Origin of the sequence: Aeromonas sp. QDB23, assembly GCF_027707745.1 — a bacterium.
GTDB lineage: Bacteria > Pseudomonadota > Gammaproteobacteria > Enterobacterales > Aeromonadaceae > Aeromonas > Aeromonas allosaccharophila.
Map to the genome: position 1 here is coordinate 32,426 of NZ_JAPCJA010000022.1, position 17,156 is coordinate 49,581.

At 58.9% G+C, this 17,156-nt stretch carries 18 protein-coding genes; 12 read left to right on the top strand and 6 right to left on the bottom strand.

Annotation, left to right across the window (positions count from 1 at the left end):
* Position 1: 1 nt before the first annotated feature.
* On the bottom strand, positions 2–178 hold the full coding sequence (locus PG888_RS11410; RefSeq protein ID WP_162626921.1) for a hypothetical protein: 177 nt from the start codon (positions 176–178) through the stop codon (positions 2–4).
* An 8-nt stretch (positions 179–186) separates the two neighbouring features.
* On the opposite strand from PG888_RS11410, the gene PG888_RS11415 reads away from it, so the two are divergent.
* The 9 genes from PG888_RS11415 to PG888_RS11455 all read left to right on the top strand — a co-directional run bounded on the left by PG888_RS11415 (position 187) and on the right by PG888_RS11455 (position 8,347).
* Complete coding sequence (locus PG888_RS11415) at positions 187–675, top strand: CvpA family protein (protein ID WP_042657886.1); 489 nt, start codon at positions 187–189, stop codon at positions 673–675.
* Between the two features lie 21 nt (positions 676–696).
* On the top strand, positions 697–2,217 hold the full coding sequence (gene purF / locus PG888_RS11420) for an amidophosphoribosyltransferase (protein WP_058051778.1): 1,521 nt from the start codon (positions 697–699) through the stop codon (positions 2,215–2,217).
* Positions 2,218–2,435: 218 nt separating this feature from the next.
* Positions 2,436–3,194, top strand: coding sequence for a tRNA isopentenyl-2-thiomethyl-A-37 hydroxylase MiaE (miaE, locus tag PG888_RS11425; RefSeq protein ID WP_005346385.1), 759 nt, complete (start codon positions 2,436–2,438; stop codon positions 3,192–3,194).
* A gap of 303 nt (positions 3,195–3,497) precedes the next feature.
* Positions 3,498–4,142, top strand: a complete 645-nt coding sequence (adk, locus tag PG888_RS11430; RefSeq protein WP_042657889.1) for an adenylate kinase — start codon at positions 3,498–3,500, stop codon at positions 4,140–4,142.
* A 98-nt stretch (positions 4,143–4,240) separates the two neighbouring features.
* Complete coding sequence (gene hemH, locus PG888_RS11435; protein ID WP_270693377.1) at positions 4,241–5,215, top strand: ferrochelatase; 975 nt, start codon at positions 4,241–4,243, stop codon at positions 5,213–5,215.
* 34 nt (positions 5,216–5,249) lie between these two features.
* On the top strand, positions 5,250–5,642 hold the full coding sequence (locus tag PG888_RS11440; RefSeq protein WP_270693378.1) for an MAPEG family protein: 393 nt from the start codon (positions 5,250–5,252) through the stop codon (positions 5,640–5,642).
* A gap of 187 nt (positions 5,643–5,829) precedes the next feature.
* Positions 5,830–7,134, top strand: coding sequence for an inosine/guanosine kinase (locus PG888_RS11445; RefSeq protein WP_042063841.1), 1,305 nt, complete (start codon positions 5,830–5,832; stop codon positions 7,132–7,134).
* 180 nt (positions 7,135–7,314) lie between these two features.
* Entirely contained in the window at positions 7,315–7,677 is a 363-nt protein-coding gene (locus PG888_RS11450) for a DUF2750 domain-containing protein (RefSeq protein WP_005337077.1), read from the top strand.
* Between the two features lie 175 nt (positions 7,678–7,852).
* Positions 7,853–8,347 (top strand): hypothetical protein, encoded by a 495-nt coding sequence (locus tag PG888_RS11455; RefSeq protein ID WP_042063839.1) that lies wholly within the window; start codon positions 7,853–7,855, stop codon positions 8,345–8,347.
* Here the strand turns inward: PG888_RS11455 and PG888_RS11460 are convergent.
* Positions 8,310–9,950, bottom strand: a complete 1,641-nt coding sequence (locus PG888_RS11460; RefSeq protein WP_182970888.1) for an EAL domain-containing protein — start codon at positions 9,948–9,950, stop codon at positions 8,310–8,312. The genes PG888_RS11455 and PG888_RS11460 overlap by 38 nt on opposite strands.
* 189 nt (positions 9,951–10,139) lie before the next feature.
* Between PG888_RS11460 and glgC the strand changes: the two genes are divergently transcribed.
* The gene (glgC, locus tag PG888_RS11465; protein ID WP_042063835.1) at positions 10,140–11,414 is read left to right on the top strand and encodes a glucose-1-phosphate adenylyltransferase; all 1,275 of its coding nucleotides are present in this window, start codon (positions 10,140–10,142) and stop codon (positions 11,412–11,414) included.
* Positions 11,415–11,498: 84 nt separating this feature from the next.
* Here glgC and PG888_RS11470 read toward each other — a convergent pair whose 3' ends face one another.
* A complete protein-coding gene (locus PG888_RS11470; RefSeq protein WP_182970889.1) occupies positions 11,499–13,496 on the bottom strand; it encodes a hypothetical protein in 1,998 nt (665 codons plus the stop codon).
* A 199-nt stretch (positions 13,497–13,695) separates the two neighbouring features.
* Positions 13,696–14,247: a lipoprotein gene (locus PG888_RS11475; RefSeq protein WP_139708309.1), complete on the bottom strand. Its 552-nt coding sequence runs from the start codon at positions 14,245–14,247 to the stop codon at positions 13,696–13,698.
* Positions 14,248–14,542: 295 nt separating this feature from the next.
* On the opposite strand from PG888_RS11475, the gene PG888_RS11480 reads away from it, so the two are divergent.
* Positions 14,543–15,262, top strand: coding sequence for a hypothetical protein (locus PG888_RS11480; RefSeq protein WP_419370270.1), 720 nt, complete (start codon positions 14,543–14,545; stop codon positions 15,260–15,262).
* A gap of 13 nt (positions 15,263–15,275) precedes the next feature.
* Here the strand turns inward: PG888_RS11480 and PG888_RS11485 are convergent, their stop codons facing one another.
* Together PG888_RS11485 and corA are read right to left on the bottom strand one after the other, a co-directional pair.
* Entirely contained in the window at positions 15,276–15,737 is a 462-nt protein-coding gene (locus PG888_RS11485) for a DUF2919 domain-containing protein (protein ID WP_182970891.1), read from the bottom strand.
* A 148-nt stretch (positions 15,738–15,885) separates the two neighbouring features.
* Positions 15,886–16,833 (bottom strand): magnesium/cobalt transporter CorA, encoded by a 948-nt coding sequence (gene corA / locus PG888_RS11490; protein WP_005337059.1) that lies wholly within the window; start codon positions 16,831–16,833, stop codon positions 15,886–15,888.
* Positions 16,834–16,915: 82 nt separating this feature from the next.
* On the opposite strand from corA, the gene PG888_RS11495 reads away from it, so the two are divergent.
* Entirely contained in the window at positions 16,916–17,098 is a 183-nt protein-coding gene (locus PG888_RS11495; RefSeq protein WP_075112394.1) for a hypothetical protein, read from the top strand.
* Positions 17,099–17,156: the final 58 nt, after the last annotated feature.

The following is a 17,156-nucleotide window of genomic DNA, read 5'->3' on the forward strand; positions in this document are numbered from 1 at the left end:
CTCACACCGCTGACCACAACGCCATGGCATTGCCATGGCGTTGTGCATTCTGGCGCCGGTCAACCGTTTTAGTGCTGAAAAAATGCGGCTTTTCGGCGCCGCTTTGAACAGTTAACACATTTTTATCAAGCAATGCACAATCGTTTTTGTTAGACTGCGCCGCAATTTCGCAGGACATCTTTTTCTATGGTCTGGATTGATTACGCCATCATCGGCATCGTCGGTTTTTCTGCTCTCATCAGCCTGGTGCGCGGCTTCGTCAAGGAGGCCATGTCTCTTGTCACCTGGTTTATCGCCTTCTTTATTGCCAGCCATTTCTATCCCGATCTTGCCGTCTATTTCACCTCGTTCTCCGACGCGCTGGTGCGCAACGGTCTGGCCATCGCCGCCCTGTTTGTAGCGACCCTGATCCTCGGCAGCGTGGTCAACTATGTGGTGGGCCTGTTGGTGGACAAGACGGGTCTCTCCGGTACCGATCGGGTGCTGGGGGTCTGCTTCGGTGCAATTCGCGGGGTGCTGATCGTCAGTGCCCTGCTTTTTTTCATGGATACCTTCACCAGCCTCTCCCAGAGCGACTGGTGGGTGGCGTCCAAGCTGGTGCCGGAGTTCAAGCCGGTGATCCAGTGGTTTTTCGGGTTCATGTTGAACTCATCCAGTTTTCTTAAACAGGTATAGTGACTTCGAGGTAGCAAAGACATGTGTGGTATTGTCGGTATAGTTGGCACCACCCCCGTCAATCAGGCCCTCTACGACGCCTTGACGGTGTTGCAGCACAGGGGACAGGATGCCGCCGGGATCGTGACCATTGAGAGTGGAAACTTCCGGCAACGCAAGGCCAATGGCCTGGTGAAGGACGTGTTTGAAGTGCGCCACATGCAGCGTCTGCAAGGGAACATCGGCATAGGTCATGTCAGATATCCCACCGCAGGCAGCTCAAGTGCCGCTGAAGCCCAACCTTTTTATGTGAACTCGCCCTACGGCATGGTGCTGGCCCATAACGGCAACCTCACCAACGCCAAGGAGCTCAAGGAGCAGCAGTTCAAGGTCGCCCGCCGTCACATCAACACCACCTCCGACTCGGAAGTGTTGCTGAACGTGCTGGCCCATGAGCTGGATCGCTGTGACAAGATGGCGCTGCGCCCCGAAGATATCTTCGCGGCGGTGCGCAGAACCCATCAGCAGATCCGCGGCGCTTATGCTGTGGTTTCTCTGGTGATTGGCCATGGCCTCATCGGCTTTCGTGATCCCAACGGCATTCGCCCGCTGATCCTCGGTCGTCGTCAGGACGAGCAGGGTCAGGTGGAGTACATGCTCGCCTCCGAGAGCGTGGCGCTCGACGCCATCGGTTTCGAGACGGTGCGCGATATTGCGCCGGGTGAAGCCATCTACATCACCGAGCAGGGCCAGCTCTTCTCCGAGCAGTGTGCGGAGAACCCGCAGATGAGCTCCTGCATCTTCGAATATGTCTACTTTGCCCGTCCCGATTCGTGCATCGACAAGGTCTCGGTCTACGCTGCCCGCCTCAACATGGGTCGCAAGCTGGGTCAGAAGATTGCCCGCGAATGGGAAGATCTCGACGTCGATGTGGTTATCCCCATCCCCGAGACCTCCTGTGACGTGGCGCTGGAGATCGCTCACACCCTCGACCTGCCATACCGTCAGGGCTTCGTAAAGAACCGCTACATCGGCCGTACCTTCATCATGCCGGGCCAGACCCAGCGCAAGAAGTCGGTGCGCCGCAAGCTCAACGCCATTGGCTCCGAGTTCAAGGGCAAGAAGGTGTTGCTGGTGGATGACAGCATAGTGCGCGGTACCACGTCCGAGCAGATCATCCAGATGGCCCGTGAAGCAGGGGCAGCCAAGGTCTACTTCGCTTCGGCTGCGCCGGAAATCCGCTTCCCCAATGTTTACGGTATCGACATGCCCACCGCCAACGAGCTGATCGCTCACGGCCGTGAAGTGGAAGAGGTGTGCAAGCTGATTGGCGCCGATGGCCTGATTTTCCAGGATCTGGAAGATCTGGAAGAAGCAGTACGGGAGATCAACCCGGATCTGCGTCACTTCGAGACCTCGGTGTTCAATGGCCACTACGTCACTTCCGATGTGGATCAGTCCTACCTGGATCACCTCAACGCCCTGCGCAACGATGACACCAAAGCGGTGCGTGAATGGCAGGAAGGCACCAGCAATCTGGAAATTTTTAACGAAGGCAGTTAAACGTTTGCGGTTTTGCCGGATGGGATAGCGAGATGGGGGCCAGTGGCCCCCATTGTCGTTTCTGCCGCGCACGGGCAGAAGGGGGAGGGAATATCTGTTTGAAAAACATCCGTTTATTTTGCCGGATATGGGCATGGTCAGCGGGATCCGCTAGCATAGGCGGCAACATATATGACCGATACGCTTTTAACCGGCGTGTTTAACAAACGAGAGTTCAGATGGATGATCTGCTAGCCCCAGTGCGCCAGTTTTTGCAGTGCGAGACCCCGGATGAGTGGGTGGAGATGGCGCGGGATCCGGCCCGTTTGCCGACCCTGCTCATCGATCACGCCAACTGCGAGACCAAGGCCGCACTCACCGCCCACAGTCTGGTGCGCCGCTACTGCCTGCCCAAGGGCAAGCGCCATCTGCTGCCCAAGCTGGAGTTTTATCGCGAGCTGGATGCCATTCCGGAGAAGGCCGAGATCCTGGGCAAACGCAGCATGGGGGAGTCTGATCGCACCGTCTTTGCCGAGCTGGAACGCAATCCGCTGCTGTTTCCCATGGTGCGGCTCATTCAGGAGGAGCTGCATCACTTCGAGCAGGTGCTGGAGATCATGCAGGCCCGCGGCATCGAATACGGGCCGGTGACGGCCTCCCGCTATGCCCGCCAATTGATGCAGCATGTGCGCACCCATGAACCGGCCACCATAGTCGACAAGATGATCATCGGCGCCTATATCGAGGCCCGCTCGTGCGAGCGGTTTGCCAAGCTGGCGCCCCATCTGGACGAAGAGCTGAGCCGCTTCTACGTCTCCTTGCTGCGCTCCGAGGCACGTCACTATCAGGATTACCTGAGCCTGGCCGAACAGTATGCAGGGGAGGATATCAGCGAGCGGGTGGCCTTCTTTGGCAAGCTGGAAGCCGAGCTTATCTGCTCGCCGGATCCGCAGTTCCGGTTCCATAGCGGCCTGCCTGTCACATCTGACAGTTGTTGACGCACAGGGGGCAAACTACTATTGCCCTGTTCCTACTACGAGCGACAAGTAGTTACTTTTGAGCGCAATTCCCGGCCCCGAGCCGGGATCTTTTTTTCTGCCGTACGTCCTTCCTGCATGTGGCGCTCTATGCTGAATCCCTGGCTATTTTTGCGTCTTCCCCTTGCGATGAAATCCTGTTCGATCAGCCGGTTATTGTGGCGATAAAGTGCTCATTCAGGTGGCTCACCCTTGTAGAAACGGGCGAAACCGTGTACTTTTTTGCCTTCGCAAGATTTGAATAACCAATCAATAGGAGCGTGTATGCGCATTGTTCTGTTGGGGGCTCCGGGCGCCGGCAAAGGTACTCAGGCTCAGTTCATCATGGAAAAACACGGTATTCCCCAGATCTCCACCGGAGACATGCTGCGTGCGGCGATCAAAGCGGGTACCGAGCTCGGTCTGAAAGCCAAAGCTGTGATGGACGCAGGTCAGCTGGTCTCTGACGACATCATCATCGGTCTGGTCAAAGAGCGCATCGCTCAGCCGGATTGCGCCAAAGGCTTCCTGTTGGACGGTTTCCCGCGCACCATTCCCCAGGCGCAAGCCATGAAGGACGCCGGTGTTGTGGTTGATTTCGTGCTGGAGTTTGCTGTGCCGGACGAAGAGATCGTCAAGCGCATGAGCGGCCGTCGCGTTCACTCCGGCTCCGGCCGTACCTACCACGTGGTGTTCAACCCGCCGAAAGTGGAAGGCAAGGATGACGTGACCGGTGAAGATCTGGTGATCCGCGCCGACGACGAAGAGACCACAGTACGCAAGCGTCTGGATGTATATCATCAGCAGACCGCGCCGCTGATCGGTTTCTACGGCAAAGAGGCAGAAGCGGGCCACACCCGTTACGTCAAGATCGACGGCACCCAGCCGGTTGATCAGGTCAGCAAGCAGCTTGCCACCATTCTGGGCTGATCTTTGCTGCCGGCACAGTTTCCCGTGCCATCAGATAAATAAAGAGAAGGGCCCTGCGGGGCCCTTTTTGCATAATGACAGATAGACAGGAAGCCAACGTGACCACGAAAACCGGAATATTGCTGGTCAATCTGGGTACCCCAGCCGCACCGACCACCGCTGCCGTCAAAGCGTTCCTCAGCCAGTTCCTGCACGATCCCCGTGTGGTGGACCTGCCCCGTTATCTCTGGTGCCCGCTGCTCCACTTCATTATCTTGCCGACGCGCTCGCCCAAAGTGGCCAAGCTCTATCAGCAGGTGTGGACCGAGCAGGGCTCGCCGCTGATGGTGATAAGCAAGCAGCAGCGCGCCGCGCTGGAGCAGGAGCTCAAGCGGGAGGGGGTCGAGGTGCCGGTGGAGCTGGCGATGACCTATGGTTCCCCGTCAGTGAATGATGGCTGGCAGGCGCTCAAGACCAAAGGGGTCAACCGGGTGATCCTGTTGCCGCTCTATCCGCAATATTCGGTCAGTACCACCGCCTCGGTCTTCGATGCCTGGGGCAAGGCGATGAAGAAGGAGCGCAATCTGCCGGTGGTGCGGCTCATTCGTGATTATCACGCCCATCCCGAATACATTCAGGCACTGGCCATGAGCGTGCGCCGTCACTGGGAGCTGCACGGCCAGGGTGATCACCTGCTGATGTCGTTCCACGGTATTCCCGAGCGCTATGAGAACGAAGGGGACCCATATGGTCACCAGTGTCGCCATACCGCCACCCTGCTGGCCGAGGCGCTCGGGCTGGCGGCCGGGCAGTGGACGGCCAGCTTCCAGTCCCGCTTTGGCAAGGAGGAGTGGCTCAAGCCCTACACCGACGTGACCATCGCCGGTATGCCTGCAGCGGGCATCAAGCGGCTCGATGTGATTTGTCCGGCCTTCGCTGCCGATTGCCTCGAAACCCTCGAGGAAATTCAGGTACAGAACCGGGAGATCTTCATGGAGGCCGGTGGCGAGCGGTTTGAATATATTGCGGCCCTCAACAGCGATCAGGCCCACATCAGAATGATGGTCTCGCTCATCTGCCGCGAACTGGCATGAGTGATCGACAGTCAGTCAAACAAGGAGTCGAGTCATGGTACATATCACGCTGATTTACGCAGGTCTGCTGGGGCTGCTGTTTCTGGGGCTCTCCTTCTGGGTGGTCAGACGCCGCGCCCAGTTCGGGGTGATGATAGGGCAGGGGGAAGCCCCCGAGCTGCTGGCGGCGATCCGGGCTCACGGCAATTTTGCCGAGTATGTGCCGCTGACCCTGCTGCTGATGGCGCTGTGCGAGCTTTCCGGTGCCGGTGCGCTCTGGCTGCATGCCGGTGGCGCCATGCTGCTGGCTGGTCGCATCCTTCATGCCATCGGCATCCAGATCCCCAAAGCCCCCAATGTGCCCCGTTTTCTGGGCACCTTGCTGTTCTGGCTCGCCCTCGGACTCTTCTCGGTGCTGGCTCTGTTGCAGGGCGTTGCGGCATTCTGAAAGCTGGCCGCATTTTTGTACTTCAGAACCACCCCGGGCGGGGTGGTTTTTTTATGGTGAAAAGGCAAACGTTTTTCCTTGCGGCCCTTGTCTATACTGACTCCATTATTTAAACAGGGCGACTTTTCGGGACGGCGGATTGTGTTAAAATCCCGCCCCTCTTTCCCCCAGAGCACAGAACATTGCCATGAAATTTCCCGGTCAGCGCAAGTCCAAACACTACTTCCCTGTCGACAGACGCGATCCCCTGGTGCCGCAAAATCCCCTGTTAACCGAGCTGGGCAAAGCCTACGTGGTCGGGATTGATCAGACCCTGGTTGATATCGAAGCCCATGTGGATGAAGCGTTTCTGACCCGTTATGGTCTGAGCAAGGGGCACTCCGTTGTCATCAACGACGACGTGGCCGAACGCATTTATGACGAGCTCAAGGCCAACAACATGGTGGTGAGCGAGTTTGCCGGTGGCACCATCGGCAACACGGTACACAACTACTCGGTGCTGGCCGATTCCCACTCCATCCTGCTGGGTGTAATGAGCCAGGACATTCGCATCGGCTGCTACGCCTATCGCTATCTGTGCAACACCTCTTCGCGCGTCAATCTGGACTATCTGCAGCCGGTGGATGGCCCCATCGGTCGTTGCTTCACCTTCATCACCGAGTGTGGCGAGCGCAGCTTCGGCATCAACGCCGGCAAGATGAACCAGCTGGATGTGCAGCACATTCCGGAGGATGTAATCAAGGGGGCCTCTGCACTGGTGATCACCGCCTATCTCGTGCGTGGTGACGATGGTGATCCGATGAAAGAGGCCGCGATGGCCGCCGTCCGTTATGCCCGCGAGGCCGGTATTCCCGTGGTGCTGACTCTGGGCACCCGTTTCGTCATCGACGAAAATCCCCAGTGGTGGCGTGACTTCATTGCCGAGAACGTGACCGTGCTGGCGATGAACGAAGACGAGGGTGAAGCCCTGACCGGCATCGCTGATCCGCTCGGTGCTGCCGACAAGGCGCTCGACTGGGCCGACATGGTGCTCTGTACTGCTGGCCCCATCGGTCTCTATATGGCGAGCTACACCGACGAGGATTACAAGCGCGAAACCACCCATACCTTGCTGCCTGGCGTGATCCCCGAGTTCAACATGTATGAGTTCAGCCGCCCGATGGCCCGCGCCAAGTGCCGCAAACCTGCCCGCATCTACTCCCACATCTCCCCGTACATGGGTGGCCCGGAGAAGATCAAAAACACCAACGGGGCAGGGGATGGCGCGCTCTCTGCCGTGCTGCACGACATGGTCGCCAACTCCTATCACCGGATGAATGTGCCTAATTCTGCCAAGCACACCTCCGAGTTCCTGACCTACTCCTCACTGGCCCAGGTGTGCAAATATGCCAACCGTGTCAGCTACGAGGTGCTGGCCCAGAGCAGCCCCCGTCTCTCCCGCGGTTTGCCGGAGAAAGAGGACAGCCTGGAAGAGGTTTACTGGGAGCGTTGATCTCCTGAATCTGCAAGGCGCCTCCATCGGGAGGCGTTTTTGCAGGCTAATGGGGGTTATCCCGGCTTTTTTCCAGTAATAACCCCAATATGCTTGAGTCCATGTCGCTTTTGCGACACCATTTGGCCATCGTATTGTCGCCCGACAATGCCGCAGCACCCGAAAGAAAGAGAGAATCCCATGAGCATGCTTAACGACAACCTTGACGCCAATTTCCAACTGTTTATCGAACAAGTCCGCGAGTCGGGTCAGGTGTGGGGTCTGCGCTATGGGGAAGACTGGGTCGTCTGCCGCTCCGCCGAATTTGAAGACGCCGACGTGATGCCGCTCTGGTCTGCCGAAGAGGACGCCCGTCTGCACTGCGTCGACGAGTGGGCCGATTACGAGCCAGAAGTGATCGACCTGGAAGAGTTTCTCGATATCTGGATCAACGATCTGGATGAAGATGATGTGCTGGTCGGCCCGAACTGGAACGCCGATCTGGAAGGTCAGGAGCTCGAGCCTATCGAGCTGGCCAAGGCACTGGTTGAACTGGACGCCTGAAAGCGCCTCCATTGATGGCCTGAACGTACAGGCCATCAAGATAAAGACCGGTATTCGTGAGGATACCGGTCTTTTTTATGGCCGAATATCCAGATTGATGAGTTAAAAGCCGATTTGCCTTTGCACCTGTCAGGGGGATGGTCCATCATCAACCTTTTGCCAAGGGAGGAGCGCCATGTTTGTATTCGACGTAACGGGAGCTGCGGGTGAGAAGGCCAGCATTCGGGTGCAGGCACTGGACTGGGCGCAAGCCGGGCCAGTGACCTTCCAGTGCGATGACGATCAGCTGGCGGTCGTACTCCTGAGCGGTTGTCGTTGCGATGCGGTGGGCTTTTTCAATCTGCTGGCGGGCTGCAAACCCCTCTATATCGAGCAATGGCTCAGCTATCTGCAGGAGAGTGGCCGCATTGGCAAATGGAGCCATCAGACCGAGAGTCCCGCCGATGGGGAGTATCTGGCCAGAGCCGGTCTGGAGCACGATGAACTCAATACCCTGCTTGGCCAGGTTTATCAGGTGGCGGGGTTCAATCGCCTGCAAATCAACCGTTACCTCAAGAATCGCCACAACCCCACCACGCTGGCGACCCGTTACGATCAAAAAGAGCTGGAGCGCTATCGCCAGCTCAATGACATCATTCTGACCCTTTTGAAGCTGAAGCATCCTCAGTAAAGAGCCCCAGCTGGCTGATATCCGGTCGCAGCGGTTGCGGCCGGGCGATCAGATAGCCCTGCAAACCATCCACGTACATCCCCTGCAGCAGCTGTTTCTGGCCAAGCTGTTCCACCCCCTCTGCAATCACCTGACACCCCATCCGATGTGATACATCGACGATCATCCGCACGAACTGCTGGTTGGTCTGATCCTGTTCCAGCCCGGTAATAAGGGCGGGATCCAGCTTGATGTAGTCGGGCTTGAGCTCGCGAAACAGGGTAAAGGAGCCGATCCCCTTGCCGAAGTTGGCGATAGCCGAGCGGCTGCCGTTGCGGCGCAGCAGCTCGAACACCCGCTTGGCGCCGGTCAGGTTGCGCTCCAGATGCTCCTCATCCAGTTCGAACACCAGATTGGCGCTGGTATTGGGATCTTTAAGCAGCTGGCGGTCAAGCCAGATCAGGAAGGTGCTGTTTTGCAGCAGGTTGGGGGAGAGGTTGATCCCCCAGCGACTCTGGTTGGCACCAAAGGCCCGGTACTGGCGCATGATGTGGGTAATGACCAGCTGCTCCAGCCGCATCACCATATCCAGCCGCTGCGCCATGGCAAACAGGGTGTCGGTGGGCAGGGCGGTGCCGTCGTTGCCGCTGAAGCGGGTATAGATCTCGTTGTAGGCCAGCATGCTGCGGTGCAGCGGCTGGATCGGCTGGTAGGTAAAGCTGAGCCGCTCCTGCGCCAACACCTCGGTCAGCACCTCGCGCCAGTGGTGTTGCCCCTGCAGATCGGAGACGTTGTCATCCTGCTGGATGGCCCAGCCGTTGATGGTCTCGGTTTGGGCGCGGGCCAGCGCCAGATCCGCTCTGGCCAGTACCGCTTCGATTTGCTGACCGCTGCTGAGCTTGGTGAGGCCGGAGTAAGCGGTGCTCTCCAGCTCGTGCTGATCCTGATAGTGATCGAAGGCCGCTTTCAAATCCTGCCCCAGCAGATGAGGGGGGATATTGGCCACCGGCTGCACCAGCACGGCGAAATCGGCCCCCGAGATGCGATAGACCTGATTGCCCGGGAAGCGGCTAACCACCCGCTTGATGAGGGCGGCCATGTCCTTGATATAGGCATCACCAGACTGGAAGCCGCGCTGGGCGTTGATCTTTCCAAGCTCGGTGGCGCGGATCAGCACCAGGGTGGCGGTCTGGGTGTCCTGATCCCGCTGCAGCAACTCGGTCATGTCGCGGCGAAAGGCGTGGCGGTTGAGTAGCTGGGTCAGCTCATCGGTGGTGGCCAGATTGCTGAGCTCGGTCAGCTGGCGATGGGCGCTCTGCTCGGCGCTTTCGAACTGCTCCAGCAACTGTTGCAGCACCTCGCGGGAGGCGAGCTCATCGAGCTGGGAGGGATCCCGGCTTCTGAGCGCCTTGACCCAGGTGAGCTCCTGATGCTGGAGCAGGCCATCCAGGGTACGAATGGCCAGCATCAGCAGCAGGATCATGCCAAGCAGTGTGGTGGCCACAATAATGGCCAGGGTGAGCGGTGTGCTCTGAAGGGCCAACCAAACTGCTTGCAGTAGCAGCAGGGGTATGGTCACTATGGTGGCGATGAGAAACAGGGAACGTCCGAGCTTGTGAACCATCTTGTCATCCTTGAAGTGGCTGCTTTATGGGGGAATTTTAACCAAGCTGGCGGAGCAAAGCATGCTATTCCTCGCAACTTGGTTAAAAGGGTCAATTGGGATCGGTTAAATGTGAGTGAAACCACTTTCACAGCTACCGAATCAGGCGAAGATGAGTTGAAAATAGATCAAACAAGGCAGAGGTAAATCATGTTGTTAGAGCCCGAAAATAGTGCCAAAGCACGACAATTACTGAACCAGAGTATGGCACTGGTGCTGGCAGGAGGGCGTGGCAGTCGCCTGAAACAGTTGACCGACAACCGTGCCAAGCCTGCCGTCCATTTCGGTGGCAAATTCCGGATCATTGATTTTGTGCTCTCCAACTGTATCAACTCGGGGATCCGCCGCGTTGGTGTAGTCACTCAATACAAATCCCACAGCCTGCTGCGTCACCTGCAATCGGGCTGGTCCTTCCTGCGTTATCAGATGAACGAATTCATCGATCTGCTGCCGGCCCAGCAACGGGTGGACGAGGTGCACTGGTATCGCGGCACCGCCGATGCCATCTATCAGAACGTCGATATCATCCGTGACTACGGCCCCAAATACATAGTGGTGCTGGCGGGGGATCACATCTACAAGATGGACTATGCCGCCATGCTGCTCGACCATGTGCGCCTCGGCGCCAAGGTGACGGTGGCCTGTATCGAGGTGCCAAGAGCCGAGGCATCCGCCTTCGGGGTGATGGACATCGACGAGCAGCGCAAGATCCGCGCCTTCGTGGAGAAACCGGCCAATCCGCCCGCCATGCCGGGTTGCGAGGATCGTTCGCTGGCCTCCATGGGGATCTACATCTTCGAGGCGGAGTACCTCTATCAACTGCTGGAAGAGGACATTCTCAATCAGGACTCCAAACACGACTTCGGCATGGATCTGATCCCCCGTATCGTGGAGGAGGGGCTGGCGTTTGCGCACCCCTTCAGCATGTCCTGTGTCGGCGCCCGCGAGGGGCAAAAACCCTACTGGCGTGACGTGGGCACCCTGGATTCGTTCTGGGAAGCGAACATGGATCTCGCCTCCGTGTTGCCCGAGCTCGATATCTACGATCAGAACTGGCCCATCTGGACCAGCCAGACCCTGACGCCACCGGCCAAGTTTGTGCAGGACCGCAATGGTCAGCACGGCATGACCATCAACTCCATGTTCTCGGGCGGCACCATCGTCAGCGGATCGTTCGTGCTCAACTCGGTGCTCTTTACCAATGTGCGGGTGCACTCCTTCTGCACCCTGGATCAGGCCATCATCTTCCCCGGGGTAGAGATCGGTGCCGGTTGCCGTCTGCGTCGGGTGGTGGTGGATAAAGGTTGTGTCCTGCCCGATGGGCTGGTGGTGGGCGAGAATGCCGATGAGGATAGCCGCCGCTTCTACCGCTCCGAGCAGGGGATCGTGCTGGTGACCAAGGAGATGCTGGACAAGCTGGTTTGAGGAAGGTCCTTGAAACTGTGTCAGACGCTGTAATGCAAAGGGAGCCAAGTTGGCTCCCTTTTTCATGCAGGTGAATGGTGAATATTACTCGCTAACCACCGCTTTGGCGGCCATCACCATGGCGGTGCCGTGCTTGCCACCGGCGGCGGTCACTTGCGGTACGCCATCTTCGTCGGTGTCGCTGCCGGCACCTTCGATGATGTTCTCGCCGGAGTCACCGATCCACTCGGCCATCTGCATGCCACCGTTGACGGTGCCACGGAACCAGCTGACGTACTGACCGGTCAGTTTGGCCAGCTCCAGCTCGGGCGCCTTCTCGGCCCCTTCGTTGCGCAGGTTCAGCATGGCAGAGCGCAGGGCGCCGGAGATGGCAGCCTGGGTCCAGGGGGTGTATTCACCCTGTTTACCCGCCAGCCAGGTGCCCGCTTTGGCATTGAAGTAGGCCTTGTCGGTGGCGATGAACAGCTCGCGGGCGGCAGTGCGGTACTTGGCATCGGAGGTAGCGAGGAATGCAGCGGTCAGACCACGGATGGCTGCGAACTGCGCATCGATGGAATAGCCAGCATCGAGCTTGCCACCCAGGGTGATGCCGTCATGCACCAGGCCATTCTTGCCCTTGAGATTGGCAAGGATGAAATCGGCCTGTTTGCGAATAAGCTCAAGCGCCTGCTGACCCTGCTGGGTCTTGAGGTTCAGCTCGCCATTGTCACCGGCGGCATAACCGACCGGCAGTGCGTCCTGAGCGCGCTGGAAGATCTGCAGGGCGACCAGTGCGTAAGCAGCGTCAAAGGTCGTGACGTGCTTGCCCTGTTTGCCTGCCTGCCAGCTGTCGACCAGGGTGCCGCTCTTGGCATCAAAGTGCAGGGCGGCCAGGTTCTTGAAGGTGAGGTTAGAGAGATTGATCGCCAGCGAGAAGGCATCGCTGCCCGCGATGGCTTTGCCCAGGTCATTGGCCTGGTTGGCAGTCGGTGCGGCGGCAAACGGCGCGCCGTCAAACACGGCGTGGAAGGCTGGGTTCTGGTTGGTGTTGGCGCTGCGCTGATCGCTGAAGGCATAGAACTCGGAGAGCGGCCACAGCATCATCCAGGCATCGCGCAGCTGGGCGGAGCCATCCACCACCTCCAGCTTGCCGATGGCACCGGCATCGTTGTTGCTGGTTTCGGTCACTTTCACCTGATGGGGGAAGTAGATCACGCCTTTGGCCGGATCGTACTGCGGGGTGATTTTGGCGCCCAGTTGCTTGCCATCGAAGCCGAGCTGGTTCTGCATGATGGCCAGCTTGTCGATGGATTGCTCGGTCAGCATCATGCCGTTGAAGCCGTCAGCGGCAGAGACGCCCAGCTTGTGCTTGCCATCCTGATCCATGGTGGCGGAGGCGGCTTCTACCTCTTCATCGCTCTCGGCCACGTGCATGCCGCCGAGGAAGTCTTGCGACCACATCACCTCTTTGAGCAGGATGCCGCCCACGGCTGCGGGCACCAGCAGGTTGTCACTGCCGCTCCAGCGCAGGGTGCTGTAGTCACGGAAGTAAGCGGGCACCTGGGTCTTGACGCTCTTCTCGGTGCCTTTGGCGGTCTTGATGGTGATCTGGTCGCCATTGACCGGAGTGGTGTTAACAGCCTGGGCAAACTCCGGATTGGCGGAGGCGTAGGGCAGGGAGAGGGGATACATGCCCTGCGGCACTTCATCGGCCGGGAAGCCAACCGCATCGGCCATGGCCAGCACCCGTTGCCCCAGAGAGGCCATGGTGCCACCACGGGCCAGGTTTTGCGGCCCGTTCACCAGATGTGGGCCCATGCCGGATTGGTAGTTGAGGGCGTACATCGCCTCTTCGGAGTACTCGTAGGATTCGATGCCGGCAGCGAAGTCGAACGGGGTTGGCTCATCGGCACGGTTGGCATCCAGCACGTCCAGATCCAGCCCCAGCGCTTCGGCCAGCGGCTCACCGGAGAGCTCGAATTCGGTATAGGCCAGCATGTTGGCGGCGGTATTGAATGTCTTGTCTTCGACCTTGACGGCAGCGTGTGCGGCGCCGCTGATCAGTGCGCAGGCGATCGCCTGAACCAGTACGGTTTTTCTCATGTCCCTTCTCACCATTGGTTGGTTTTATTATTGACGCTTCTCATGACGAATCTAAATGAGAATGGTCTGCATTATGCTGTGTTGGAGGGGACTTGAGAAGTAAAAAACCGCCCCATTCGGCTGCACGTTAAACCGGATGTGCGTTGTCGAAGAGGGCGGTTATCTGTTTATTGCGATGAAAGTGCCAGTGCGGCGGTGATCAGAGCACCTTGAACGGGATGACCAGACGGCCCGGCTCTACCTTGAGGGCTTCAACCTTGTCCTTGATCCTGGCTTCGTTCTTGCGGCTGCTGTCGAGGCGGTAGACCGGGGTCTGCGACAGGAACAGGGAGAGCGACTGATTGAAGGTGGGCAGCAGTGGGGTGAGGGCGGCCCCGATATCGGCCGGCTCGGTCTTGACCGAGATCAGTTCAAGGTCGCGCAGATAGATGGCGCCCTGATCGGCCACATAGTCGGGGCGGGCACTCAGGGCAAAGCGGATCTTCATCTGCTGGCTGCCAAGGGGGCTGCTCACCTGCAGGTCGCCAGCGGCGTCCAGCTCGATGCGATCCGCTTGTTTGCGGCCGATACGGCTCTGCATCTCATCCAGACGGATCTTGCTCGACATGATGCCGGGGATCCCCAGCTGTTTTTCAAAAGAGACCTGATCTTTGAGGTACTGGTTGATTTCGGCCTCGCTGACATTGTACTGGGTCAGGGAGCAGGCCCCCAGCAGTAGGGCGAGGGGGAGTAACAACAGCTGTTTCAACATGATGGATTCCGCGTGGGCAAATATGATGGCGCTATCTTACGCGATAACGGGCGTGGAATGAGAGCCTCATACCGTGGGAAATCACGGTCTTGCTGCATTCCCGATTGTTTTTTGGCAACCGCCGGGTTCATCATCGACGGGTGAGCGGAATAAGGCAGATCTGTTTGCTGCGGGCATGGGTCTACGCCTGAGCAGAGAGAAGAGAACAGAGAGCGAGAAGAGCACAGAGAACGAGGAGAGCGCAATGGTTCGGATGGGCAAGGTTGGCCGCAGGGTGCTGCTGTGGCTTGGCTGCATGATGGGGCTCTGGAGCCCGTCGCTGTGGGCCGAGGTGAAGGTGATCCCGGTCTTCGAGGCGCAGGCGGCGGTGCAGACTCTCAAGGAGATCTATCCCCAGCTGGGGGTAAGCGCCATGGGTAACCAACTGGTGCTGAGCGGGACGCCAGCCCAGCTGCAGGAGGCCGAAGCGACGTTGGCGCAGATCAACCAGCCGCCGCAAAGCCTGCTTATCGAGTGGCGGGTGGATGGGGCTGCCAGCGGTCAGCAACTGGGGGGCTCAATCAGCCGCGACGAGGCCAAGCGGCAGTGGCTGCTCGATGGCAACGCCCAACAGTACCAGCGCAGCCAGAACGACAGCTGGCAGGTGCGTGGACTTTCGGGTCGTCCCGTGCTGCTGCAGATGGGCTCCTATCAGCCGGTGACCTTCTATCAGTGGCACGGGGGCGCCGTGGTGGGGATGATGCCGCTGGTGAACGGCCTCTATGCCACGGCCACCTTGATTGGCGATCGGGTGCAGATTGCGCTGAGCAGCGAACAGGCGAGGCTGGAGCAGGGAACTATCAATCGTGGGCAGAGTGCCACCGAGGTCAGTGGAGCCCCGGGCCAGTGGCTGACGGTGGGGGAGCTATCCACCAGCTCTGCGGATCAGGGGAGCCGCCTCGGCACCCAGCTACAGGGAGCGCGAGGCAGCCAGAGCGAGCGCCAGACCCTGCAGATCCGGGTCACTCGCCAATAGGGTGTCAGCCCCGTCAGTGGGGCTGGTCTGCGGCATATTCCCGCAGTTGGCGGCTGCGCAGCAGATACCAGAGGGACCAGAGGCTGGCGACCAGCACCAGTGCGGTGGGCCAGCTGAATGACCACTTCTGCAGATTGAGGCTGTGCAGTTGCATCAGCACACCGCTGACGGCAGAGCAGAGCAGCAGCAGCGGGCTGTGGCGCCGGAGTCTGGCGCGAATGCTCTGGGTCTGCTGATAGGTGCCCCCACAGGCGAGCAGCGCCAGCATGGCGGGTACATCGGTCAGCAGGCTGATGTAGAGGGTGATCTTGTCCGGATAAAAGAGGATCAGGATCTCGCTGCCGCTCTCGCGGGTGACGCCAGCCATCAGAAAGAGCCAGACCGAGCGGGTCAGCAACAGGGCGATGGGCCAGAACCAGAGGGGCGGGCGCAACTGGCCGTGATCGTCATATCGGTGTTCGGGGTAGAGGGTCATGGTTGCCCGTTAGCCACTTGAATGGAGTGATAGAGGCGATATGGGGCGACGAAGCGCCCTTTGCAAGGCGTTGGGATCAGCGCAAATTAATCGGGGGGCCATGCCCCCCAATCCATTTCTTCAGATATCGCAGCGCGCATCGGCGGCGTTACAACCAGCCTTTGCGCTTGAAGAAGAGGCCGGTGCCGAGCGATGACATCACCATCAGCACCAGTGACATGGGATAACCATACTCCCAGGCGAGCTCCGGCATGCGGCCGAAGTTCATGCCGTAGATGCTGGCGATCAGGGTCGGCGGCAGGAAGATCACGGCGGCTACCGAGAAGATCTTGATCACCTTGTTCTGCTCCAGATTGGTCACCCCCATGGAGGCCTCCAGCTGGAAGTTGATCTTGTCGAACAGGAACTGGGTGTGGGGCAACAGCGATTCTACGTCATGCAGCATCTCGTCGATCCACTTGTTCTGCTCCAGGCTCATGCGCTGGCGCAGGCTGCGCTTGAGGAAACGCAGGGCACGGCGGGTATCGTGCAGGGAGAGACGGATCTGGCCGTTGGCCTCTTCCTGTGCCATCAACTCTTTGAGCATGGGGTTGATCTGATCCGGCTCGAAGATCTGATCGGCGGTGTTTTCCAACGTCTTGTAACCATCTTCGATAAGGTCGGAGAGGTACTCCACCTTGAGGTTTTGCACCTCCAGCAGGATATCGAGGGCATCCTCCACTTCCAGCCGATCCTGGCGCATATAGTGGCGCAGCAGGCGTACCAGCCCGATGTCATCTTCACGAATGCTGATCAGCAGGTTGTTGCGCAGGGTAAAGGAGACGTGGACACCCTTGGTGTCACGACCGATCCGCTGGGGAAACAGGGAGTGAATGTGCAGACCATCGGTATCCCAGTAGAAACGGGCGGATGCTTCGATGTCGTCGAGCTCTTCCTTGTCGGGAACCTCTTCCAGGAACAGGCCCGTCAACCATTCTCGCTCTGCCGTGTCCGGCTTGTAGGCATCCAGCCAGACCGTGTTGTCAGGTACTATGTCGTCAGGCCCGAGCGTGACTATGTCCAGCACCTTGTTATTGAGAATGTAGGCGGTGATCATCTGTCCCCCCTTAAAAAGTCATGGGTAATCAGGGATGGTTGCACAGGTCATGCGGCCTTAGATCGCTGCAGAAGGCGATCCCGTGGATAAGCAGATCGGGCCGATGGAAAACCTGAATGCGGCGAACTATACAGGGGCGGGCCGCGCTTGTCAGGGGCTATTCATCAGGGATCCAGCCTGTTTGTTCAAAAAAACAGCGAGGTCGGATCACCTGAGCGGCCATGCGGGGGAGAACCCGCCTTTGGCAGGGGGGAAGGATTTCTGAGGCTGCCTTTTGCTATCGTCCCGCTTCATCACATATTGGGATAGTAGGGCCCGGATCC

Excerpts from the sequence above, each read along its gene's own strand:
- PG888_RS11410 (WP_162626921.1), bottom strand. The coding sequence starts at position 178 with ATGTCCTGCGAAATTGCGGCGCAGTCTAACAAAAACGATTGTGCATTG.
- PG888_RS11415 (WP_042657886.1), top strand. The coding sequence starts at position 187 with ATGGTCTGGATTGATTACGCCATCATCGGCATCGTCGGTTTTTCTGCT.
- purF (WP_058051778.1), top strand. The coding sequence starts at position 697 with ATGTGTGGTATTGTCGGTATAGTTGGCACCACCCCCGTCAATCAGGCC.
- miaE (WP_005346385.1), top strand. The coding sequence starts at position 2,436 with ATGGATGATCTGCTAGCCCCAGTGCGCCAGTTTTTGCAGTGCGAGACC.
- adk (WP_042657889.1), top strand. The coding sequence starts at position 3,498 with ATGCGCATTGTTCTGTTGGGGGCTCCGGGCGCCGGCAAAGGTACTCAG.
- PG888_RS11440 (WP_270693378.1), top strand. The coding sequence starts at position 5,250 with ATGGTACATATCACGCTGATTTACGCAGGTCTGCTGGGGCTGCTGTTT.
- PG888_RS11445 (WP_042063841.1), top strand. The coding sequence starts at position 5,830 with ATGAAATTTCCCGGTCAGCGCAAGTCCAAACACTACTTCCCTGTCGAC.
- PG888_RS11450 (WP_005337077.1), top strand. The coding sequence starts at position 7,315 with ATGAGCATGCTTAACGACAACCTTGACGCCAATTTCCAACTGTTTATC.
- PG888_RS11455 (WP_042063839.1), top strand. The coding sequence starts at position 7,853 with ATGTTTGTATTCGACGTAACGGGAGCTGCGGGTGAGAAGGCCAGCATT.
- PG888_RS11460 (WP_182970888.1), bottom strand. The coding sequence starts at position 9,950 with ATGGTTCACAAGCTCGGACGTTCCCTGTTTCTCATCGCCACCATAGTG.
- glgC (WP_042063835.1), top strand. The coding sequence starts at position 10,140 with ATGTTGTTAGAGCCCGAAAATAGTGCCAAAGCACGACAATTACTGAAC.
- PG888_RS11470 (WP_182970889.1), bottom strand. The coding sequence starts at position 13,496 with ATGAGAAAAACCGTACTGGTTCAGGCGATCGCCTGCGCACTGATCAGC.
- PG888_RS11475 (WP_139708309.1), bottom strand. The coding sequence starts at position 14,247 with ATGTTGAAACAGCTGTTGTTACTCCCCCTCGCCCTACTGCTGGGGGCC.
- PG888_RS11480 (WP_419370270.1), top strand. The coding sequence starts at position 14,543 with ATGATGGGGCTCTGGAGCCCGTCGCTGTGGGCCGAGGTGAAGGTGATC.
- PG888_RS11485 (WP_182970891.1), bottom strand. The coding sequence starts at position 15,737 with ATGACCCTCTACCCCGAACACCGATATGACGATCACGGCCAGTTGCGC.
- corA (WP_005337059.1), bottom strand. The coding sequence starts at position 16,833 with ATGATCACCGCCTACATTCTCAATAACAAGGTGCTGGACATAGTCACG.